At 71.5% G+C, this 21,590-nt stretch carries 15 protein-coding genes; 3 read left to right on the plus strand and 12 right to left on the minus strand.

Features of this window, described 5'->3' with window-relative positions:
• From ACIP5W_RS31090 to ACIP5W_RS31115, 6 genes are all read right to left on the minus strand, one after another.
• The coding region (locus ACIP5W_RS31090) for a transposase (RefSeq protein WP_401480611.1) at positions 1 to 224 on the minus strand (224 nt) is incomplete at its 3' end.
• 41 nt (positions 225 to 265) lie between these two features.
• Positions 266 to 1,570 (minus strand): M50 family metallopeptidase, encoded by a 1,305-nt coding sequence (locus ACIP5W_RS31095; protein ID WP_401480613.1) that lies wholly within the window; start codon positions 1,568 to 1,570, stop codon positions 266 to 268.
• The gene (gene dxr / locus ACIP5W_RS31100) at positions 1,567 to 2,823 is read right to left on the minus strand and encodes a 1-deoxy-D-xylulose-5-phosphate reductoisomerase (RefSeq protein ID WP_401480615.1); all 1,257 of its coding nucleotides are present in this window, start codon (positions 2,821 to 2,823) and stop codon (positions 1,567 to 1,569) included. The genes ACIP5W_RS31095 and dxr overlap by 4 nt, the downstream gene beginning before the upstream one ends.
• A 107-nt stretch (positions 2,824 to 2,930) precedes the next feature.
• Positions 2,931 to 4,865, minus strand: a complete 1,935-nt coding sequence (locus tag ACIP5W_RS31105) for an acyl-CoA dehydrogenase family protein (protein WP_401480617.1) — start codon at positions 4,863 to 4,865, stop codon at positions 2,931 to 2,933.
• Between the two features lie 54 nt (positions 4,866 to 4,919).
• Entirely contained in the window at positions 4,920 to 5,402 is a 483-nt protein-coding gene (locus ACIP5W_RS31110; RefSeq protein WP_401480619.1) for a hypothetical protein, read from the minus strand.
• 102 nt (positions 5,403 to 5,504) lie between these two features.
• Complete coding sequence (locus ACIP5W_RS31115) at positions 5,505 to 5,714, minus strand: hypothetical protein (protein WP_401480621.1); 210 nt, start codon at positions 5,712 to 5,714, stop codon at positions 5,505 to 5,507.
• Positions 5,715 to 6,075: 361 nt separating this feature from the next.
• Here ACIP5W_RS31115 and ACIP5W_RS31120 point away from each other — a divergent pair, with 361 nt between their 5' ends.
• Positions 6,076 to 7,089: a LacI family DNA-binding transcriptional regulator gene (locus ACIP5W_RS31120; protein ID WP_401480623.1), complete on the plus strand. Its 1,014-nt coding sequence runs from the start codon at positions 6,076 to 6,078 to the stop codon at positions 7,087 to 7,089.
• Between the two features lie 278 nt (positions 7,090 to 7,367).
• Positions 7,368 to 9,416 (plus strand): TIM-barrel domain-containing protein, encoded by a 2,049-nt coding sequence (locus ACIP5W_RS31125; protein WP_401480625.1) that lies wholly within the window; start codon positions 7,368 to 7,370, stop codon positions 9,414 to 9,416.
• Positions 9,417 to 9,532: 116 nt separating this feature from the next.
• On the opposite strand, the gene ACIP5W_RS31130 is transcribed toward ACIP5W_RS31125, so the two are convergent.
• The 6 genes from ACIP5W_RS31130 to ACIP5W_RS31155 form a co-directional block, all read right to left on the minus strand.
• The gene (locus ACIP5W_RS31130; RefSeq protein WP_401480627.1) at positions 9,533 to 10,246 is read right to left on the minus strand and encodes a hypothetical protein; all 714 of its coding nucleotides are present in this window, start codon (positions 10,244 to 10,246) and stop codon (positions 9,533 to 9,535) included.
• Positions 10,247 to 10,292: 46 nt separating this feature from the next.
• Positions 10,293 to 12,485 (minus strand): glycosyl hydrolase family 95 catalytic domain-containing protein, encoded by a 2,193-nt coding sequence (locus tag ACIP5W_RS31135; RefSeq protein WP_401480629.1) that lies wholly within the window; start codon positions 12,483 to 12,485, stop codon positions 10,293 to 10,295.
• Positions 12,482 to 14,449: a beta-galactosidase gene (locus ACIP5W_RS31140; RefSeq protein WP_401480631.1), complete on the minus strand. Its 1,968-nt coding sequence runs from the start codon at positions 14,447 to 14,449 to the stop codon at positions 12,482 to 12,484. The genes ACIP5W_RS31135 and ACIP5W_RS31140 overlap by 4 nt, the downstream gene beginning before the upstream one ends.
• Before the next feature lie 217 nt (positions 14,450 to 14,666).
• On the minus strand, positions 14,667 to 15,593 hold the full coding sequence (locus ACIP5W_RS31145) for a carbohydrate ABC transporter permease (RefSeq protein ID WP_401480633.1): 927 nt from the start codon (positions 15,591 to 15,593) through the stop codon (positions 14,667 to 14,669).
• Positions 15,590 to 16,642 (minus strand): ABC transporter permease, encoded by a 1,053-nt coding sequence (locus ACIP5W_RS31150; RefSeq protein WP_401480635.1) that lies wholly within the window; start codon positions 16,640 to 16,642, stop codon positions 15,590 to 15,592. Before ACIP5W_RS31150 ends, ACIP5W_RS31145 begins: the two co-directional genes overlap by 4 nt.
• Positions 16,642 to 18,330, minus strand: a complete 1,689-nt coding sequence (locus tag ACIP5W_RS31155; RefSeq protein ID WP_401480637.1) for a Tat pathway signal sequence domain protein — start codon at positions 18,328 to 18,330, stop codon at positions 16,642 to 16,644. Before ACIP5W_RS31155 ends, ACIP5W_RS31150 begins: the two co-directional genes overlap by 1 nt.
• A gap of 383 nt (positions 18,331 to 18,713) precedes the next feature.
• On the opposite strand from ACIP5W_RS31155, the gene ACIP5W_RS31160 reads away from it, so the two are divergent.
• Positions 18,714 to 21,566 carry a glycoside hydrolase family 3 C-terminal domain-containing protein gene (locus ACIP5W_RS31160; RefSeq protein WP_401480639.1) on the plus strand — a complete coding sequence of 951 codons (2,853 nt, stop codon included), beginning with the start codon at positions 18,714 to 18,716 and terminating at the stop codon, positions 21,564 to 21,566.
• Positions 21,567 to 21,590: the final 24 nt, after the last annotated feature.

The following is a 21,590-nucleotide window of genomic DNA, read 5'->3' on the forward strand; positions in this document are numbered from 1 at the left end:
TCGAACGTGCCGTCCAGGGCCCACCGGCGGAACCGGGTGTGCAGTGTGGCCCACGGGCCGTACCGCTCGGGCACGTCCCGCCAAGCGGTCCCGGTGCGGAACTTCCACACGATCCCGTTGAGCACCGTGCGGTCGTCCAACCGCTTCCGGCCCCGCAGCGACACCGGCAGCAGCGGCCGGACGAACTCCCACTCGGCATCCGACAGTTCATGGCGACGTATCACCCCACCATGATCCACCACTCAAGATCATTTGAAGACACCGCCTAGGAGATCTTGACCGGGTTGACGACGTCCGCGATCAGCACCAGGACGGTGAAGCAGATGAAGATCCCGGCCACCACGTAGGCCACCGGCATCAGCTTCGCCACGTCGAAGGGGCCGGGGTCGGGGCGGCGCAGCACCTTGGCCAGGTTGCGGCGCAGCGACTCCCACAGGGCGCCCGCGATGTGCCCGCCGTCGAGCGGCAGCAGCGGGAGCATGTTGAACAGGAAGAGGGAGAGGTTGAAGCCGGCGAGCAGCATCACGAACATCGCGAGCTGCTGGGAGGCCGGGATGTCGAGGGTGGCGATCTCTCCGCCGACCCGTGCCGCGCCGACGACGCCCATCGGGGAGTCGGGTTCGCGGGGGCCGTCGCCGAAGGCCGCGTCCCACAGGGCGGGGATCTTGGAGGGCAGGGCGGCGAGGGAGTCGACGGCGTCCCCGACGCGTTCGGTCATCCAGACCGTGGACTCGCCGAAGTCCTGTTTGACGACCCCGGTGGCCGCGCTGAAGCCGAGGAAGCCCGCCTTGACGTACTCGCCCTGGACGTAGGAGCCGCCGGCGTCCTTCTTCGCGACCAGGTTGGTGGCGATCTTCGCGTTCAGGGTGACCTCGCGGCCGTCCCGGTCGACGACGATCGCGACCTCCTTGCCGGCGCTGACCCGGATGAGGTCGGAGAGGGTGTCCCAGTCCTCGGTGGGCTTGCCGGCGAAGGAGACGATCCTGTCGCCCTTCTGCATGCCGGCGGCCGCCGCCGGGGAGGCGGGGTCGGACTTCTCGCAGGTGTCGCGGTTCTCGCTCTGGGCGATGACGCAGGGCGAGACGGAGGCGACGGACGTGGTCTGCTGCTGGATGCCGAAGCCCATCAGGACGGTGAGGAAGAGGGCGACCGCGAGGATCAGGTTCATGAAGGGGCCCGCGAACATCACGACGACCCGTTTCCACGGCTTGCGCGTGTAGAACATGCGCGTCTCGTCGCCGGGCCGGAGTTCCTCGTACGCCGCCGAGCGGGCGTCCTCGATCATGCCGCGCCAGGGCGAGGTGGAGCGGGCCGTGACGCGGCCGTCGTCACCCGGCGGGAACATGCCGATCATGCGGATGTAGCCGCCGAACGGGATCGCCTTGACGCCGTACTCGGTCTCGCCCTTGTGGCGGGACCAGATGGTGGGGCCGAAGCCGACCATGTACTGCGGGACACGGATGCCGAAGAGTTTGGCGGTGGACAGGTGCCCCAGCTCGTGCCAGGCGATCGACACCAGCAGGCCGAACGCGAAGACCACTATGCCGAGGATGAACATCAGGGTCGTCATGCACGGGCCTCCGCCGTCTGTGCCGTCAGTTCCCGGGCCCGGGCGCGCGCCCAGGTCTCCGCTTCGAGGACGTCCGGCACGGTGAGCGAGGTTCCCGCGCGCGGGGTGCCGTGCTCCTCGACGACCCGCGTCACGGTCTCCATGATCCCGTTGAACGGCAGCGCGCCCTTGCGGAACGCCTCCACGCACTCCTCGTTGGCGGCATTGAACACCGCCGGGGCCGTCCCCGCGAGCTCGCCGACGTGCCGGGCGAGGTTCACCGAGGGGAAGGCGTCGTCGTCGAGCGGGAAGAACTCCCACGTCGACGCCTTGCTCCAGTCGAAGGCGGGCGCCGCGTCGGGAACCCGCTCGGGCCAGCCGAGGCCGATGGCGATGGGCCCGCGCATGTCGGGGGGCGTCGCCTGCGCCAGTGTCGATCCGTCCGTGAACTCAACCATCGAGTGGACATACGACTGCGGGTGCACGACCACCTCAATGCGGGAGAAGGGAATGTCGTAGAGGAGGTGCGCCTCGATGACTTCCAGGCCCTTGTTGACGAGGGTCGCCGAGTTGATCGTGATGACCGGGCCCATGGCCCAGGTGGGGTGCGCGAGGGCGTCCTCGACGGTGACGTGCGCCAGCTGGTCCTTGGTGCGGCCGCGGAAGGGGCCGCCGGAGGCGGTGACGACGAGCTTGCGGACGTCGGCGCGGGTGCCGGCCGCGAGGGCCTGGAACAGCGCCGCGTGCTCGGAGTCGACCGGGATGATCTGGCCGGGCTTGGCGAGCGCCTTCACCAGCGGGCCGCCGACGATGAGCGACTCCTTGTTGGCGAGCGCGAGGGTGCGGCCCGCCTCCAGGGCGGCGAGGGTGGGCGCGAGGCCGATGGAGCCGGTGATGCCGTTCAGCACGGTGTGGCTGTCGGAGGCGGCGAGCAGGGTGGCCGCCTCCGGTCCGGCGAGGATCTCGGGGAGCGGCTCACCGGGGCCGTACGCGCTGCTCAGGGCCTCCCGCAGGGCCGGCACGACGTCCTCGCGGGCGACCGCGACGGTCCGCACCCGCAGTCGGCGGGCCTGCTCGGCGAGGAGGGCGACCCGGCCGCCGTTGGCGGACAGGCCGGTCACCCGGAAGCGGTCCGGGTTGCGCAGCACGAGGTCGATGGCCTGGGTGCCGATCGATCCGGTGGACCCGAGGATCACCACGTCCTTGGGGCCGTCGCCCGCCACGGGGTCGTAGACGAGATGCGGGTCGGCGAGTGGGGCTGGACTGTCGCTCATGCCCCCATTGTTGCCGCACCGCACGGGTGGGCGGACAGGGTGTCCCCCTGCGGCCCTCCGCACGGGAGGGCTCTGGGTGGGACACCCGTGGCCCGGTGTGCGCGGTCTCACCCGATCGTGCGATGGACGTTCTCGTGTGCGGACGGTCCCGCGGTGGTGTCGGCGATCCAGGGGCCCTCGCCCGAGGGATCGAGGACACCCTGCTCCAGCCACTCGTAGGTGCCCGTGAGGACACCCCTGACGACCTTGCGGTCGAGGTCGTCGGTGTTGGACCACAGACGGGTGAAGAGTTCCTCGATTCGGATGCGGGACTGGCGGCAGAACACGTCGGCGAGCTGGTAGGCCTCGCGGCCGTGCTCGCCGCGGGAGCGCAGCAGTTCGGCGCGCACGCAGGCCGCGCTCATCGCGAACAGTTCGGCGCCGATGTCGACGATCCGGCCGAGGAAGTTCTGCTTGGTCTCCATGCGGCCCTGCCAGCGGGACATGGCGTAGAAGGTGGAGCGGGCAAGCTTGCGGGCGTGGCGCTCGACGTACCGCAGGTGCGGGGAGAGGTCGACCTCGTGCCTGAACTCGGAGAAGGAGTTCGGGAGTTGACCGGGTCCCGCGACCAGCTTCGGCAGCCACCTGGCGTAGAAGACGCCCGCGCCCGCGCCTGCCCTCGCCTTGTCCTGGAGGGACTTGTCGGGGTCGATGAGGTCGCCGGCGACCGAGAGGTGGGCGTCGACGGCCTCGCGGGCGATCAGCAGGTGCATGATCTCCGTCGAGCCCTCGAAGATGCGGTTGATGCGCAGGTCTCGCAGGACCTGTTCGGCGGGGACCGCCCGTTCGCCGCGGGCGGCGAGGGAGTCGGCGGTCTCGAAGCCGCGGCCGCCGCGGATCTGGACCAGTTCGTCGGCCATCCGCCAGCCCATCTCGGAGGCGAAGAGTTTGGCCAGGGCGCCCTCGATGCGGATGTCGTTGCGGTCCTCGTCGGCCATCTGCGAGGACAGGTCGAGCACGGCCTCCAGGGCGAAGGTCGTCGCCGCGATGAAGGAGATCTTCGCCCCGACCGCCTCGTGGCCGGCGATGGGCCTGCCCCACTGCTCGCGGGCCGCCGACCACTCGCGGGCGATCTTCAGGCTCCACTTGCCGGCGGCCACGCAGGAGGCGGGCAGCGACAGCCGGCCGGTGTTGAGGGTGGTCAGCGCGATCTTCAGGCCCGCGCCCTCGGGGCCCACGCGGTTCGCGGCGGGGACGCGGACCCGGTGGAAGCGGGTGACGCCGTTCTCGATGCCGCGCAGTCCCATGAAGGAGTTGCGGTTCTCCACGGTGATGCCGGGCGAGTCCGCCTCCACGACGAAGGCGGTGATGCCGCCCTTGTGGCCCTCGCTCCTGGGCACCCTGGCCATGACGACCAGCAGGTCGGCGACGACGCCGTTGGTGGTCCACAGTTTCACGCCGTCGAGTACGTAGTCGTCGCCTTCTGGTACGGCGCTGGTGGCGAGGCGGGCCGGGTCGGAGCCGACGTCCGGCTCGGTGAGGAGGAAGGCGCTGATGTCGGTGCGGGCGCAGCGCGGCAGGAACCGCTGCTTCTGCTCGTCGGTGCCGAACAACTTCAGCGGCTGCGGTACGCCGATCGACTGGTGGGCCGAGAGCAGCACGCCGACCGCCGGGCTGACCGAGCCGACCAGGGCCAGTGCCTTGTTGTAGTACACCTGGGTCAGGCCGAGCCCGCCGTACTTGGGGTCGATCTTCATGCCGAGGGCGCCGAGTTCCTTGAGGCCGGCCACGACCTCGTCGGGGATGCGGGCCTCGCGCTCGATGAGGGCGCCGTCGATCCGCGTCTCGCAGAACTCGCGGAGCTTGGCCAGGAACTGCTCGCCGCGCCGCACGGCCTCGGCGGCGGGGAGGGGGTGGGGGTGGATGAGGTCGAGGCGGAAACGGCCCAGGAACAGTTCCTTGGCGAAGCTGGGCTTGCGCCAGTCCTGCTCCCGGGCGGCCTCCGCCACCTGCCGGGCCTCACGTTCGGTGACGACGGGCTTCTTGAGGGGTGGTGCGGACATGAGGCTCACCTCGCCGCGAATCGGGATCTCGGACCACATCGGTCACCGAATCGGTCACCGATGGGTGCTACCCGATCGTTGGTACCCGATCCGGGGCGGACCCACCACCCCTCGCGGGCCCGGCCGGCCGATGGTGACCGCGTACGACTTCGTGTCCGGACGGCCCTTGCCCTTGAAGACCTCGGTGGCGGACCCGATGCCGGAGACGTGTTTGTCGTTGCTCAGCGGCTTGCGCCGGACGAGTGCCTGGGTGAAGTCGTCGAGGTCGAGCGTGGCCCCGGTGGTGTTGGTGCGGCGGACGAACGAGTACACGTTCCAGCCGATGTCCCCACGGCACAGGTCCCACATGGCGCCGCCCAGGCTGACGCTGCCGTACTCGGTGCCCAGCGGGCCCGCGCCGCCCCGGCGGTCGAGCCGGATCATGACCTCGTCGGTGGGCTGGTCCTGCCAGTCCGCGGTGTTCTTGTCGTGCAGCCGCAGGTCGTGGGCGACGTTCATGACACCGGGGTTCACAAAGACGGAGAAGTCCCAGCTCACGGTCACCTTACCTGCGGTCGCCGACCCGGATCGGCAGCCCGGTCCTCGCCTTGTCGACCTTCCGGCCCCAGTGCCGGCCGAGGACGGTACCGGCGCAGGACTTCACGTCGTGGTCCTTGCCGGTGGCGCTGTCGGCCCAGTGTGGTCCTTGCCGGTGGCGCTGTCGGCCCAGTCGTGGTTCGTCCCCCAGGACACGGTCGAGCCCGTCGGGGAGTTGCCCCAGACGCACTGGCCGCCGACGGCCTTCACCTGGTTCCGGAGGTTGTTGTTCACGTAGTACTTGCCGAGCGTGAGGTGTCGAACGCCGCGCACTTCCTGCTCGACTCGCCCGCCCGGGCGACGGTCACACCGGCGGCGGCCGCGAGCGCGACCGAGGCGGCGACGAGGCCCCTCGCCGTCCAGGAGAGGCGGTGTCTGCGGTGTTGCATCGGGGGTCCTTCCGGGGAACGGTTCCTGTACGTCCTCCCGGTGGTCGCAGCGGGCACGCAGGGTTGCCGCGGCCCGTGGCATCCGGCCCGCCGAACCGTGCCGGGGAAACACCGGAGAAACCCAGTCGAAGCGCTTCGACAAACTATGGACACCAACTCCCGCTAGAGCTACTGTCAAACCACTCTCACCCGCCCTTGTTCCCCCTGCGCACTGTCGAAGCGCTTCACACATCTTGGAGAGCTGGATGGTCACCCTTGCCGAGGTCGCCCAGCACGCCGGAGTCTCGGCGAGCACGGTGAGCTATGTCCTCAGCGGCAAGCGGTCCATCTCCGCGACCACCCGGGAGCGGGTGGAGCAGAGCATCCGCCAGCTCGGCTACCACCCGAACGCGGGCGCGCGGGCCCTGGCCAGCAGCCGGTCGAACATCATCGCGCTGATGATCCCGCTGCGCACCGACATGTACGTGCCGGTGATGATGGAGATCGCCATCGCGGTCGCCACCACGGCGCGCACGCACGGCTACGACGTCCTGCTGCTCACCGGCGAGGAGGGCCCCGACGCGGTGCGCCGGGTCACCGGCAGCGGGCTCGCCGACGCGATGATCCTGATGGACGTCCAGCTCGACGACGAGCGGCTGCCGCTGCTGCGCGGCACCGACCAGCCGTCGGTCCTGATCGGGCTGCCCGCCGACACCACGGGCCTGACCTGTGTGGACCTCGACTGGAGCGCGACCGGCGCGCTGTGCGTGGAGCACCTGGCGACGTTCGGCCACCGCGACCTCGCCGTCATCGGCGAGGCGCCCGCGGTGTACGAGCGGCACACCGGTTTCGCCGAGCGCACCCTCGACGGACTCCGGTCCCGCGCGAAGGAACTGGGCCTGCGGGTGCTGCACCGCCCCTGCGAGAACGGGTACGACGCCATGGCGGTGACGCTGGCCCGGATCCTCGACGAGCGGCCCGGCACCACCGGCTTCGTCGTGCAGAACGAGTCGGCGGTCGAGCCGCTGCTCGCGCTGCTGCGCCAGCAGGGCCGGGCCGTCCCCGAGGACGTGTCGGTGGTCGCCATCTGCCCCGACCAGGTGGCCGTGCAGGCGTCGGTGCGGCTGACGTCGGTCGCCATCCCCGCGCAGGAGATGGGGCGGCGGGCCGTGGAGCAGCTGGTGGCCAAGCTCGACGGCCCGGGTGACGACGACGTGGTGCTGCTCGCCCCGGAGCTGACGGTCCGCGCGAGTTCGGGCCCCGCGCCGGTCGCTTCCTGACCGGACGGCCGCACCACCCGCGCACGCCCCCCGCTCGACCCGTACGTCTGCGCTCGCGCCGCCCGAGCTGCACGTCCCCGCTCGTCCCCACACGTCCCCGCACGTCCCCGCACGTCCCCGACGTCCCGCCCGACCGCACATCCCCGCACGCCTCCGCTCGTCCCCGACATCCCCGATGTCCCCGACGTCCCCGAGCCGCACCGGTGCCGTGTCCGTGGCACCCCCATGTCTCTTCCTCCTCCATGACTCACTCCTCCAGGAGCACAGGAGCACGCCACGTGAATCAGCCTGCCGAAAACCAGCCTCAGGTCAGCCTGGCGCAGTCGTCCCCCACCGTCGGCACCTTCCGCGAGCGGGACGGTGCGCTGGAGTGGAGCGGCCGCCAGGAGACCGTCCGTGTCGAGCCGTGGGGTCCGGACGGGGTCCGGGTCCGTGCGCGGCTCGGCGGTCCCGTCCTCGACGGTCTGCCCGGCGCGCTGCTCGCCGAGGCGCCGCCGGCCTCCTCCACGGTCGAGATCGAGGACGGGCGGGGCCGGCTGACGGTCGGCGCGCTCACCGTCGAGGTGGACGCCGAGGGCCTGATCCGGTTCCTGGACACCCGTGACGACCGGGAGCTGCTGGCCGAGGAGCGCGCCCACTTCTGGTGGCCCGGCCCGCGGCTCTACACGGCCGTAGGAGGCGGCCACCACCGTCTGGAGCAGCGGTTCGCCGCCTACGACGACGAGAAGCTCTACGGCCTGGGCCAGCACCAGCACGGGCGGCTCGACCAGAAGGGACTGGTGCTGGACCTGGTCCAGCGCAACGCCGAGGTCGGCATCCCGGTGCTCACCTCCAGCCGGGGCTACACCCTGCTGTGGAACAACCCGGCGATCGGCCGGGTGGAGCTGGCGCACAACGGCACCCGCTGGGTGGCCGACTCGGCCCGCCAGATCGACTACTGGGTCACCGCGGGCGCCCCGGCCGACGCCCAGCGCCGCTACAGCGCGGTGACGGGCCGTACGCCGATGCTGCCCAAGTGGGCGGCCGGCTTCTGGCAGTGCAAGCTGCGCTACCGCACCCAGGACGAACTCCTGGCCGTGGCACGGGAGTACAAGCGGCGCGGGCTGCCCCTGGACGTCATCGTGTGTGACTTCTTCCACTGGACGCACCTGGGCGAGTGGAAGTTCGACCCGAAGGAGTGGCCGGACCCGGCCGCGATGGTCCGCGAACTGGACGAGCTGGGCGTCAAGCTGGTGGTGAGCGTCTGGCCGTCGGTGTCCCCGCTGTCGGAGAACCATCCGGTGATGGAGCAGCGCGGCTACTTCATCGGCACCCAGTACGGCCCGATGGCGCACGCCGACTGGCCGGACAAGGAGGTCGCCACCCCGGTCCAGGTCGCCTTCTACGACGCCACCAACCCCGACGCCCGTGAGTTCGTGTGGTCACGGATCCGCGACAACTACCTCGCCCCCTACGGGATCACGGCGTTCTGGCTGGACGCCTGCGAGCCGGAGCTGAAGCCGGGCTTCCCGGAGAACCTGCGGTACTGGGCGGGGCCGGGCCTGGAGGTCGGCAACATGTACCCGGCCGAGAACGCCCGGACCTTCTACGAGGGCCTGCGCGCGTCCGGCTGCGGCGACGACGAGATCATCACCCTCAACCGCTCGGCGTGGGCGGGCAGTCAGCGCTACGGCGCCGCACTGTGGTCGGGTGACATCGGCACCGACTTCGCGACCCTGCGCCGGCAGATCGCGGCGGGTCTCAACACCGCTCTGTCGGGCATACCGTGGTGGAACACCGACATCGGCGGCTTCCACGGCGGCGACCCGGACGACCCGGAGTACCGCGAGGTGATGGTCCGCTGGTTCCAGTTCGGCGCGCTGTCCCCGCTGATGCGCCTGCACGGCTTCCGCGACCCGGGCATGCCGCTGGGCCCGGAGATGACCGGCGGCCCCAACGAGGTGTGGTCGTACGGCGAGGAGGCGGGGGCCGTCCTGGAGAAGTACCTGCGGCTGCGCGAGCGGCTGAAGCCGTACGTGCTCCACGTCATGCGGGAGGCGCACGAGGAGGGGCTGCCGGTGATGCGGCCGCTGTTCCTGGAGTTCCCCGACGACCGGGCGGCCTGGTCCGTCGACGACTCCTACCTCCTCGGCCGTGACCTGCTGGTCGCCCCGGTGCTGACGGCGGGCGCGACGGTGCGGACGGCCTACCTTCCGGCGGGCGCGCGCTGGACGGACGCGTGGACGGGTGAGACGTACGAGGGCGGGTCGGCCGTGACGGTCGACGCGCCGCTGGACCGGATCCCGCTGTTCCTGCGGGACGGGGCGCGGCTGCCCGTGGCCGGGTAGCCGCGGCGGACGGGGAAGCGCGGCCGGTCCCGTCCCGGGGAGGGGGGAGGGGCCGGCCGCGCCGCACCGACGGGGCGGGGCCGCTCACGCATGCCGGGCGGCCCCGCCCCGTCCGGTCAACTGCTGCTGACGGTGAGGTTGTTGGTCTGGAAGTTCAGGCCGCCCGGGGACGAGGTGATCTCGAAGCCGAACTGGACGTCGCCGATGGTCTCGTTGCCCATCCAGCCCTTGGTGTCCTTGATCCACTTGAGGATCGGGAGGATGTTCACGGTGCCGGACGACGAGTTCGAGGTGCGGATGAAGGAGAACACCTCGTTGGCGCCGTTGCTGCCCTTGTGGACGGTCCAGGTGTGACCGCCCAGCGTCACGGTGCCCTGGGAGGTGCCGAGGGGGCCGACGGCCCCGGTCTTGTTGACCCAGAGCATGATCTCGTAGTCGTAGTCGGTGTCCCAGATGTCGTACGAGGAGTTGTAGGCCCCCGACGACGGCACGGTGACGTTGTAGTTGCTGCTGAGGGAGCCCAGCGAGGTGATCGTCTTGTTGATCACCTTCTTGGCGTTCGGGTAGGACTTGATGCCGCCGGTGTTCGGGTGGTCGGCCCAGACGCCCCAGTTGGTGCCGGAGTTGGCCCAGACGCACTGGCTGCCGGCGCCGGAACCCCAGATGTTGTTGTAGAGGGTGTAGCCGTTGAGAACGGTGTTGCCCCACTGGTCGCAGGAGTTCCAGACGGCCGCCTGGGCGGGGGCGGCGGCGAGGCCGACGGTGGCGCCGAGCGCCAGGGCGGGGGCGAGCAGGGCCTTGGTGACCCTGCCGATGATGCGAGGTGCCATGGTGTCCCTTCCATGGGTGGGGGGATGCGGGGGAATGTGCGGGGAGCTACCACGTCCCCAGGGTGAGGACGTGGTCTTCTCCGGCGACGAGGTCGAGCGGCTCCGTGCCGGAGGAAGTCCGGACTTCGATGCGGTGCGTGCGGTGCGGTCGCAGGACGGCGCGGGCTCCGCCGGGACCCCAGGCGAGGTCGAGGACGGCACCGAACCGGGTGCGTACGCCGCGCAGTTCGCCCACCGGGAGGGCGGGGACGGGGGCGGGCAGCAGGACCAGCCGGTCGGGGGTCGACTGGACGAGCGCCTCGATGACGACGGCGGGCAGGGTGTGGGCGGCGTCCGCGTTGTAGACGTCGCGGCGGGGGTAGTGGGCGCTCATCAGGGAGGCGTGGAAGAAGTCGCCCTCCAGCACCCGGGCGAGCGCCTCGCCGACGCGCCGGCCGTCACGCAGCCGGGCCGCGACCAGCGCGTGGTGGAGGTGGCCGTGCGCGGAGTCGTTCTCGGCGCCGCGCAGTTCGAGGGCGCGGTGGGCGGCGGCCGCGAGCGCAGGGGTGTCGTAGGGGTTGATCTCGTCGAGGGGCCAGACGGCGTACAGGTGGCTGAGGTGGCGGTGGTCGTAGGTGTCGCCGAGGCCGGGCCAGGCCCATTCGGCGAGGGCGCCGTCGGCGTTGGTCCGGTGCGGCGGGAGCCGGTCGGCGAGGGCCCGCAGGCGGGCCGCGCCGTCCGGGTGGTACGCGGCGGCGGTACGCAGGGCGTGCCGGGCGGCGGACAGGTCCATGGCCGCGTTGATCGCGCCCCAGCTCCCGCCCGCGGGCCGGTTCTCCGGTGAGTAGGACGGCACGACGACGAGGTGTCCGTCGGCGTCGGTGCGGGTGAGGAAGTCCTCGTAGAACAGGGCGGTCTCGGCGAGCGCGGCGGCGGTGCGGGGGTCGTGTCCGCCGTGGGTGTCGTCGTGGTCGACGAGGGGCTTGAGCAGCCAGTCGGCGCCGGCCGTCCACAGGTGGAGCGGGTACTCGCGGCTGAAGTGGTAGGACAGTCCCGACTCGCCGTCGGTGTGCGGCGGGGCGACGATCCCCCGGGCGCCGAAGATCGCGCGGGCGTTCTCCCGCCAGTCGTCCAGCTGGCGGTGGACGAGGGCGGCGAGGGCCTCGGTGACCTCGGGCAGGGCGGCGGCCGCCGCCGACGCCGTCTGGAGGTTGAGGTTGGCGTCGGTGGTGAACGCGCCGGACCAGGCCGTGTCCCAGTCGCCGGTCCACAGGCCGGTGAGGCGGGGCGGGAGGAGGCCGCTCGCGCTGAGGAGGTGGTAGCGGCCGGCCGCGAAGAGCCGTTCCAGGAGCGCCGTGCTGCCGGGCCGTCCGAGGAGCTCCGAACCGGGCAGGGCGCGTTCGTCCGGGGCGGCGGCGAGGTCGAGGGCGACCCGTTCGTAGGCGGTGCGGTGGAGTGCCGTGTGGCGGTCGAGGAGGTCGTCGTACGTCCGTCCGGCGAGGACGGCCCGCAGGGCGCGGGTCTCCTCGGTGACGTCGAGGTCGCCGGTGTGGCGGCGGACGCGGGTGAGGAGCAGGACGGAGTCGGCGCCCTCGACGCGGGCGCCGGGGGCGGCGAGGGAGAGCCGGCCGCCGGTCACCGCGACGAGGGTGACGCCGGTGTAGCCGCGGTCGCTGTCCGGGTAGCGGGCGCGGAGACTGAGGACGGCGCCCTCCGGGGTGAGGAGCGCGCCGTGGCCCACGCCCAGGGCCGCGGGCACGTGGGGGAGCCGGTGATCGAGGGTGATGTCGAGGGTGAGTGCGGGGGCGGTGATGTGCTGGACGATGACGTCGTCCGCGCGGGAGACGAGGACGCGGCTGGTCCAGTCGGCGGTGGCGGCGGTGACCTCGCCGGTGCGGAAGTCGACGGCACGGCGGTAGTCGCGGGCGTCGGCGTCCGGCCGGCGGAGCCGGATCTGGAACGCGGGGTGGAAGGGCTGCACCCACTGCATGGGCCGTCCGTCGGTGAAGTCCTCGGCCGCCGTGAGGTCCCCGGCGAGCAACCGGTCCTGGAGGGCGGGGAGTTCGGCGGCGAGCCGCGGGGGTTCGGCGTGTTCGGCGCCGTTGGGGCGGACGAGGGTGTGGTGGGTGACGACGACACGGTCGTCGTCCGGATCGCCGAACACGAGGGCGCCGTGGTGGCCGTTGCCGCTGAGGAAGCCGTCCTCCCAGCGGGCGGCCGGGCGCGGTTCCCAGGTGCCGTGGACGGGGCCGCCGGTCATGACGAGAGCACCGCGACGCCGTAGCGGCCGAGGGTGATCCGGTCCGTCACCCCGGCGTCGGTGAGGAGGTCCCGGTGGGTGCCCGGCACGTCGACGGTCACGGTCCCGCGCCCGTGGTTGAGCAGGAACAGCAGGTCACCGCGGCGGACGGCCTCGACCCGGTCGGGCAGGCCGGCGAGCGCCGGGGCGGCCCCCGCGCCGGCCGCGATCCGGGCGAGCAGGTCGCGCAGGGAGTCGGGTTCGGGGAGCGTCGAGACGTACCAGGCGCGGTCCCTGCGGAGCACGGCGGGCAGGCCGTCGAGGTCTCCGCCCCGGTAGGAGGCCTCCGCCACGGCGTCGTCGGTCTTCTCGATCTCCTCAGACCACAGAGTGCCGCGGAAGCCGTCGCACGCGGCGTGCTCCTGCGGGTCCAGCGGCCACCACTCGTGCAGGGTGCGGATGCCGAACAGCTCGCGCAGCCGGGCGTCCATCCCGCCGGGGCGGACCCGGTCGTCCTCGTCGGCGACGCCGGTCAGGAAGCCGCTGACGAGGGTGCCGCCGCCGCGGACGTAGGCGAGGAGGTTGTCGACGGCGGCGTCGGTGAGGAGGTAGAGCTGCGGGACGACGACCAGCTTGTATCGGCCGAGGTCGTGTTCGGGGTGGGCGAAGTCGGTGGTGAGGTGGGACTCCCACAGGGCGCGGTGCCAGGCCTGCAGGACGGCCGCGTGCTCGACGTGCGCGGAGGGCCGGCCCTCCTGGGAACTCGCCCACCAGGCGTCCCAGTCGTGCAGGACCGCGATGTCGTTCACGCTGTGGCTGCCCGCCACCCGCGCCGAGATGCGGGCGAGGTCGGCGCCGAGCTGCTTGACCTCCTGGTGGGTGCGGCCCTCCTCCCCCGCGTGGCTGACCATGCCGGAGTGGAACTTCTCCGCGCCCTGGCGGGACTGGCGCCACTGGAAGTAGCAGACGGCGTCGGCGCCGCGGGCCACGGCCTGGAGGGACCACAGGCGGTTGAGGCCGCGCGGCTTGGGGTGGTTCGCCCCGCGCCAGTTGACCGGGCCGGCCGCCTGTTCCATCAGCATCCAGGGGCCGCGGGCCTGCGAGCGGGTCATGTCCTGGACGAGGGCGCCGTGCTGGGCGCCGAGCGGGTCGCGGGGGTCGGGGTAGAGGTCGACGGAGACGACGTCCTCCTCCGCGGCCCAGCGCCAGGCGTCCTGGCCGGCCCACAGCGGCATGAAGTTGCTGGTCACCGGCAGGTGCGGGGTGGCCCGGCGGACGATGTCCCGCTCGGCCGTGAAGCACTCCAGGAGCATGTCGGAGGTGAACCGCTTGAAGTCCAGCACCTGGGTGGGGTTCTTCAGGTAGTGGGCGTGGCGGGGTGTGTGGACCTCGGCCCAGTCGCCGTAGCCCTGGCTCCAGAAGGCGGTGCCCCAGGCCTCGTTGAGGGCGTCGAGGGCGCCGTACCGGGCCCGGAGCCAGTGGCGGAAGCGGGCGGCGGCCTCGTCGCTCCAGTCGTAGGTGCAGTACTCGTTGTTGATGTGCCACATGGTGAGCGCCGGGTGGCCGCCGTAGCGGGTGGCGAGGTCCTCGGTGATGGCGGCGGCGAGGCGGCGGTAGGTGGCGCTGGAGTGCGAGAAGTGCTGGCGTCCGCCCCACCACTCGGTGCGCCCGTCCTGGTCGACGGGGAGCGTGTCGGGGTACAGGTGGCCCATCCAGGGCGGCGGCGAGGCGGTGGGGGTGGCCAGGACGACGCCGACGCCGTGGGCGTGCATCAGGTTCATGAGCCGGTCCAGCCAGCCGAACTCCCTGGCTCCCGGGCGGGGTTCGAGTTTCGCCCAGGAGAAGACGCCGAGGGTGACGGAGTTGACGCCGGCGTTCTTCATCAGCCGGACGTCCTCCTGCCACACCTCCTCGGGCCACTGCTCCGGGTTGTAGTCGCCGCCGAAGAGGATGCGGCCGTTCGTCACCGTGTTCAGGCCGGGCATCGGACGGGCTCCCGGTACTGGATGCCTCGCCCGGCGGCGGCGAGGTGGACGCGGAACGGACGCATGACACATACCTCGTTCTGGGAGGAGGGAGGAGGAGGGAGCGGGGGGAGGGGGAGGGAGGGGGAGCGCCCTCGAGAGGGGGCGGGAGCGGCGCGGCCGGTCCGGCGGAGCCGCGGCCGTGGGGCCGGGCGGCTCCTCGGGACCTCACCGGGCCTCAGCCCTTGACCGCCCCCGTGAGCATGCCCTTCTTGAAGTGCCGCTGGACGAAGGGGGAGGCGATCGCCACGGGGATGAGGGCGAGGACCATGACAGCCATCTGCAGTCCCAGGGAGGAGAGTTCACCGGTGCGGACCGCCTGCTGGAGGCCGGTCGGCGCCTCGCTGTTCTTCTGGACCAGCTGGATGAGCACGTTCTGCAGCGGCATCATCTGCTGGTCGGAGAGGTAGATGGAGGCGTTGAACCAGGCGCTCCAGTAACCGACCGCGTAGAAGAGGGAGATGACGGCCAGCACCGCCCGTGACAGCGGCATGACGATGGTCAGCAGGATGCGCAGGTCACTGGCACCGTCGATGCGGGCGGACTCGGTGAGTTCGGGTGAGATCCCCATGAAGAAGGCACGCAGGACGAGGATGTTGAAGACGCTGACCGCGCTCGGCAGGATCAGGGACAGGTAGGTGTCGGTGAGGCCCAGCGTCTGCACCAGAAGGTACGTCGGGATGAGGCCCGCCCCGAAGAACATGGTCGCCATCATGGTCATCAGGAAGAACCGGTGGCCCAGGCTGCCCGGCCGGGACAGACCGTAGGCCGCGAGCACCGACACCGTCATCGAGAACAGCGTGCCGAAGAGCGTGACCCCGAGCGAGACCATGATCGCCCGGCTGACCTGGCCGCCGCTGAGCAGTTCCGTGTAGTTGACGAAGGTGATGCCCTGGGGGATCACGACGAGGCCGCCGGCCCGGTCGATCACGGGTTTCGGGGAGAGGCTGGTGACGATCACGATCCACAGCGGACCGAGGACCGCCAGGCAGCACAGGACCAGGAATCCGCCCTTCGCGGTGAGTCCGGCCCTGCTGGGCGGCTCCTCCCACACCGGGCGGGCGGGAGCCTTGAGGCTGCGGACGAGCTGCGTGTTGAGGCTCACTTCTTGTACACCCCCTGCTCGCCGAGCAGGTGTGCGAACTTGTTCGCGCCCAGGACGAGACAGATGCCGATGGCGCCCTTGACGAGGCCGACCGCGGCCGCGTAGCTGAAGTCGCCGTTCTGGATACCCATGTTCCACACGTAGGTGTCGAGGACCTCGCTGGCCCCGACGCCGACCGCGTCCCGCTGGAGCAGGAACTGCTCGAAGCCGACGCTCAGCGCGTCGCCCACCCGCAGGACCAGCAGCAGCGCGATCACCGGGCGCAGCGCCGGCAGCGTCACGTGCCACATGCGGCGCCAGCGTCCCGCGCCGTCCATCGCCGCGGCCTCGTACAGGTCGGTGCTGACGGCGGCCAGCGCGGCGAGGAAGACGATGATCCCCCAGCCCGCGTCCTTCCACACGGCCTGTGCGGTGACCAGGTACTTGAACAGGTCCGCGTTGGTCATCAGGTCGAAGCCGCTCCACCCGTGGTCCTCGAGGGTCTGCGCGATGATGCCCGCGCCCCCGAAAACCTGCTGGAAGACGGTGACCACGAGGACCCACGAGAAGAAGTGCGGCAGGTACATGATCGCCTGCGCAACGGCCCGGACCCGGGGCCGGACCACGCTGTTGATGAGCAGCGCGAGGGCGACGGGGATCGGGAAGTAGAGCACCAGTTGCAGCAGGAACAGCACGACGGTGTTCTTCGCGGCGCTCCAGAACAGCGGGTCGTCGACCATCCGGGAGAACTGCTCCACACCGACCCAGGGACTGTGGAAGATCGCCGTGACGCCGTTGCTGGAGACGTACGGGTCGTAGTCCTGGAAGGCGACGACGTTGCCGAGCAGCGGGACGTAGTTGAAGAGCAGGAGCAGCCCGATGACCGGCATCGTCATCAGGATGAGCGCGCGGTCGCGGCGCCACCTGATCCGCCGGGGAACCCTGGCCGCCCGGCCCGCCGTGCGCGGCACCCGCCCCTTCACCGCGGCGGCGGCCGCCGCGGCCGCCGGTTCCTCGACGGCCGCGGGGGGACGGGTCCCGTCGGGTCTGCTGCCGGCCGTGAGAGACATCAGTTGCCACTGCCGTTCTTGTCGAGGAGCTGCTTGTACCAGTCGCGCAGCTTCTCGCCGCCGGAGGACTTCCAGGTGGAGATGGCGGCCTGCACGTCGGAAAGTTTCCGGTTGCCGCGCACGTAGTCGATCTCCAGCTGCTCGAACTGGCTGGAGAGGTTGGCGTAGCGGGTCGGCTCGACGATGTTCATGCCGTACGTGGACGTCTTCTTCGCGAAGGCGCCCATCCTCTGCTGCCACTCGACCTGCTTGCGGGCGATGTCGGGGTAGTCGGGGTGGGCGAAGTAGGCGGCCGGCGCCGCCAGCATCACCCAGGCGTTGATGACCTCGGAGTTGCCCTGGTCGGTCTTGACCGGGACGCCGTCCTCGACCGTGTAGTGGGTGCCCTCGACGCCGTAGTCGACGAGCATGCGCTCCTTGGTGCCGTAGGGGGCGGCCGCGAAGTTGGCGGCGGCCAGCGCGTTCTCCACCGTCTCCTTGGAGGCGCCCTTGCGGATCATCGACCAGATGTTGGCCGGCTGGGAGGCGTGCAGCTTCGGGGCGCCGCCGTCGGGGCCGAAGATGTCCATGGCGTCGACCTCGAAGTCCGGGTTCGCCGCGGCCTGTTCGGCGGTCTTGCCGTACCAGGCGGACATGTCGTTGTTGTACACCAGGATCTGTCCGGCGGTGAACCGCTGGCCCGCGTCACCCGAGCGCGCCTTGTCGTCGGGGTGCACCACGCCGGCGTCGAACAGTTTGCGGGCCCACTCCAGGGCCTCGAGGTACTCGGGCTGCTCGATGCGGTAGGTCACCTTGCCGTCGGTTCCCATGTCCCAGCCGAGCGTCCCGGAGGAGCGGACGCCGAAGACGTTGAAGGCGGTCCAGGACATGTCGCCGCAGGCGTACACCTTCGCCTTGGCGCTGGTGGCCTCCTTGGCCCAGCTGAGGAACTCGTCGGGCGACTTCGGTACGGAGTAGCCCTTCTTGTCGAAGAGGTCCTTGCGGTAGTAGGGCACGATGAAGGTCGCGTCGGCGGTGGGCATGGGGATGCCGCGCAGCGCGCCGCCGAAGATGCCCATGCGCCAGGCGTCGGAGGGGATCGCCGCCAGGTTCGGGTACTTCTTGACCTTGTCGCCCGCCAGGTAGGGGCCCAGGTCCATGAACTTCGCGGTGACCGCGTTCGAGATCTTGCCGACCAGTTCCCAGCTCGGCACGACCACCATGTCGGGTATGGAGCTGGAGGCGAGGACGGCGCCGAGCTTCTGGCCGTAGGTGTTGCCGTCCTGGTTCTGCCAGGTGATCTTGGTGCCCGCCAGGGCGTCGAGCGACGTGTAGTAGGCGCAGCCGGGCTTCGGCGGGGAGCCCCAGAACGGCGACATGATCTTGACGGGGGCGCCGGTGCCGAGCTTGTCCGGGACCGACGTGGCGAGCGTCGTGAGGTCGACCTTGCCGGTGTAGCCGGCCGCCGAACCGTTCTTCGACGGCAGGTCCGGCTTGGCGACCGTGCTGGCGACGAACGCCGGGAGCAGCTTGCCCGCGGCCTTCCCCGAGGTGGTGCCCTCCTTCGAGCCGCTGTCCGACCCGCCGCAGGCGGCGAGCAGCGGCATCCCGCCCGCCACCGCTGCGGTGGCGACCGCCGTGGAGGCGAGGAAGCTTCTCCGGCTGGGTCCGGAAGGACCGGAAGAGGGGGAAGCGGCGTTCGGCGTCATTGCGTCAACCCTTCATGGCGCACCAGGACACCCGGCGGTGGCCGTCGGCTGCGGTGTCTCGAGTGGAACTGGCTGAGCTGAAGCGCCCCGGTCCCCGATCATCGGAGGTCTGCCCGCCCGATGGCGGTGGCTCCGCACTGTCGAAGGATCGTCGAAGCGCTTCGATGTTGCAGTGAGGTTAAGTGAAGGCATGGGGGTGCACAAGAGTCGCTCCCAAGATTCCTCGGAGGTGTTCGGGATTGCCCCACGCTCATGCCCGGCTTGAGATGACGACCATGAGTCCCCGTCGTTACCGTGGGGTCTCTTGACACCCACCCCGGGGCCGAATGAGCATCGAAGCGCTTCGAAAGCGTCTTCCCGCTCCATCGCAAAGGGAACCTCACGTGACCGCATCCACGCCGCCCACCCCACCGTTCCGCGATTCGCGTCTGCCGTTCGCGAAGCGCATCGACGACCTGCTGTCGCGACTGACCCTCCGGGAGAAGATCTCCTTCCTGCACCAGTTCGCGCCCGCCGTGGAACGGCTCGGCATCGAGGCGTTCCGCACCGGCCAGGAGGCGCTGCACGGGGTGGCGTGGATGGGCCCGGCGACGGTGTTCCCGCAGGCCGTGGGGCTGGGCGCGACCTGGAACCCGGAGCTGGTGCGGCAGGTGGGCGAGGCGGTGTCCAGGGAGGTCCGCGCGATGCGCGCCCACGACGAGCGGGTCGGCCTCAACGTCTGGGCGCCCACGGTGAACCTGCTGCGCCACCCCCTGTGGGGCCGCAACGAGGAGGGCTACTCCGAGGACCCGAGGCTCACCTCCGCCATCGCCACCGCCTACACGCACGGTCTGCGCGGCGAACATCCGACCTACTGGCGGACGGCCCCGGTGCTCAAGCACTGGCTGGCCCACAACAACGAGACCGGCCGGGACGTCACCTCCTCCTCGGTCCGCCCGCGCGTGCTGCACGAGTACGACCTGCGGGCCTTCCGCGACACGGTCGAGGCGGGCGCGGTGGCCGGGGTGATGCCCGCGTACAACCTGGTCAACGGGCGCCCCAACCACGTGTCGCCGTACCTGCGCGAGCAGCTGCGGGCCTGGACCGGACAGGAGCTGCTGGTCTGCTCGGACGCGGGCGCGCCCTCCAACCTGGTCGACTCCGAGCACTACTTCGACACCCACGAGGAGGCGACGGCGGCCTCGCTGACCGCCGGCGTGGACAGCTTCACCGACCACGGCACCGACGGCTCGAAGATCGTCGAGCGGGTCACGGGGGCGTACGAGCAGGGGCTGCTGACCGAGGCGGACATCGACGCGGCGGTCCGCCGTCAGCTCTCGGTGCGGTTCCGGCTGGGCGAGTTCGACCCGCACCACGACCCGCACGCGGGCACCGGCGCGTTCGACACCCCGGCCCACCGCGCCCTCGCCCGGGAGGCCGCCGAACAGGCGGTGGTGCTGCTGCGCAACGACGGTGTGCTGCCGCTGGCCGCGGACGCCCGGATCGCGGTGGTGGGCCTGCTCGCCGACGAGTGCAAGCTCGACTGGTACAGCGGCACCCTGATCCACCGCTCCACTCCCCTGGAGGGGCTGTACGAGCGGTTCGGCACGGAGCGGGTGGAGTTCGCTGAGGGGGTGGACCGGGTCCTGCTGCGGACCGCCGCCGGAACGTTCCTCAAGGTGTTGCCGGCCCCCGACTCCCCCGACGAGGCGCGCGGCGCCGAGGGCGCCCTCGACCCGGCACTGCTCGCGGGCCGCACCGACCTCCCCCCGCTCACCACCGACCCCGACGGCACCGAGTTCGCCCTGGTCGACTGGGGCGAGGACGTGCTCACCCTGCGCGCCCCCGACGGCCGCTACCTCTCGGTCGCCGAGGACGGCTTCCTGCGCGCCTCCGCGGAGCAGCCCGGCGGCTGGGTCGTGCAGGAGACGTTCCGCCTGGAACCCCATGGCGACGGTCACCTCCTGCGGCATCTCGGCACGGGTCGCCACGTCCGGGTCGCCGCCGACGGCGTGAAGGTTGCCGACGAGGATCCCGAGGTGTTCGACCTGGTCGTCACCGAGCGCGGCGCGGAGGCGGTGGCGCGGGCGGCGGCCGGGGCGGACGTGGTCGTGGTGGTGGCGGGCAACGACCCGCACATCAACGGCCGCGAGACCGAGGACCGTACGACCCTGCGGCTGCCCGGCCAGCAGGAGCGGCTGCTGGAGGCCGCCCGGACCGTGAACCCGCGGACGGTGCTGGCGCTGGTGTCGGCGTACCCGTACGCGATCGAGCCGGAGCGCCTGTCCGCGGTGCTGTGGACGGCGCACGGCGGGCAGGCCGCGGGCACCGCCCTGGCCCGGGTGCTGGCCGGTGACGTCTCCCCCGCCGGCCGGCTCCCGCAGACCTGGTACGCGGGCGACGCGGACCTGCCCGACCTGCTGGACTACGACGTGATCGGTGCCCGCCAGACGTACCTCTACTTCGAGGGCGATCCGCTGTTCCCGTTCGGGCACGGCCTGTCGTACGCCTCGTTCGGGTACGCCGACCTGGCGGTGCGGGTCGGGGAGGACTCGGTGCGGGTCTCCTTCACGGTGACCAACACCGGCGAGGTGACCGCCGACGAGGTCGCCCAGCTCTACGTACGGGCGGTCGACCCCTCGGTCCCGCGTCCCCGGCGTGAGCTGCTGGCCCACCAGCGGGTCACGCTGGCACCCGGCGCCCGGACGGAACTGTCCTTCGAGGTGGCGCTGTCCGCCTTCGCGTTCTGGGACGTGGCGCGGGGCGGCTGGCGCCGCGAACCGGGGGCGTACGACCTGCTGGTCGGTGCGTCCAGCGAGGACGTGCGGCTGCGGAAGACGGTGATGCTGGACGGCGATGCGGCCGCCCCCCGTCCGGTCCTGCGCGACGGGCTGGCCGCCGTCGACTTCGACGAGCACAGCGGCGCGGAGATCGTGGACCGCACGAAGGTGTCGGGCGACGCGGTGACGCCCGCGGCGGGCGGCACGGCCGAACTGCTCTACCGGGCCTGCGACTTCGGCGCCGGTGTCACGGGGGTGACGCTGGAGGTGGCGGGCGGGGGCACGGTGGAGATCCGGTCGGCCGACGGACCGCCGGTGACCCTGACCCTCGGCACGCCCACGCCGGGGCCGTACGCCTACACCACGCTCGAGGCCCCCTTCACCGCCGAGGGCGTCCACGACCTGCGCATCGGGCTGCGCGGCCCGCTGCGGCTCGCGCTCGTCGGCTTCTCCGGTCGAGGGTCCGGGGACGGCTGACGCGACGAAGGGGCCCGGCACCGG

It is taken from the genome of Streptomyces sp. NPDC088766 (assembly GCF_044750845.1).
Lineage (GTDB): Bacteria > Actinomycetota > Actinomycetes > Streptomycetales > Streptomycetaceae > Streptomyces.

Bases quoted from the DNA above. Each gene is read 5' to 3' on its own strand.
- ACIP5W_RS31095 (WP_401480613.1), bottom strand. From the start codon at position 1,570: ATGACGACCCTGATGTTCATCCTCGGCATAGTGGTCTTCGCGTTCGGC.
- ACIP5W_RS31140 (WP_401480631.1), bottom strand. From the start codon at position 14,449: ATGCCCGGCCTGAACACGGTGACGAACGGCCGCATCCTCTTCGGCGGC.
- dxr (WP_401480615.1), bottom strand. From the start codon at position 2,823: ATGAGCGACAGTCCAGCCCCACTCGCCGACCCGCATCTCGTCTACGAC.
- ACIP5W_RS31105 (WP_401480617.1), bottom strand. From the start codon at position 4,865: ATGTCCGCACCACCCCTCAAGAAGCCCGTCGTCACCGAACGTGAGGCC.
- ACIP5W_RS31155 (WP_401480637.1), bottom strand. From the start codon at position 18,330: ATGACGCCGAACGCCGCTTCCCCCTCTTCCGGTCCTTCCGGACCCAGC.
- ACIP5W_RS31135 (WP_401480629.1), bottom strand. From the start codon at position 12,485: ATGACCGGCGGCCCCGTCCACGGCACCTGGGAACCGCGCCCGGCCGCC.
- ACIP5W_RS31120 (WP_401480623.1), top strand. From the start codon at position 6,076: ATGGTCACCCTTGCCGAGGTCGCCCAGCACGCCGGAGTCTCGGCGAGC.
- ACIP5W_RS31130 (WP_401480627.1), bottom strand. From the start codon at position 10,246: ATGGCACCTCGCATCATCGGCAGGGTCACCAAGGCCCTGCTCGCCCCC.
- ACIP5W_RS31150 (WP_401480635.1), bottom strand. From the start codon at position 16,642: ATGTCTCTCACGGCCGGCAGCAGACCCGACGGGACCCGTCCCCCCGCG.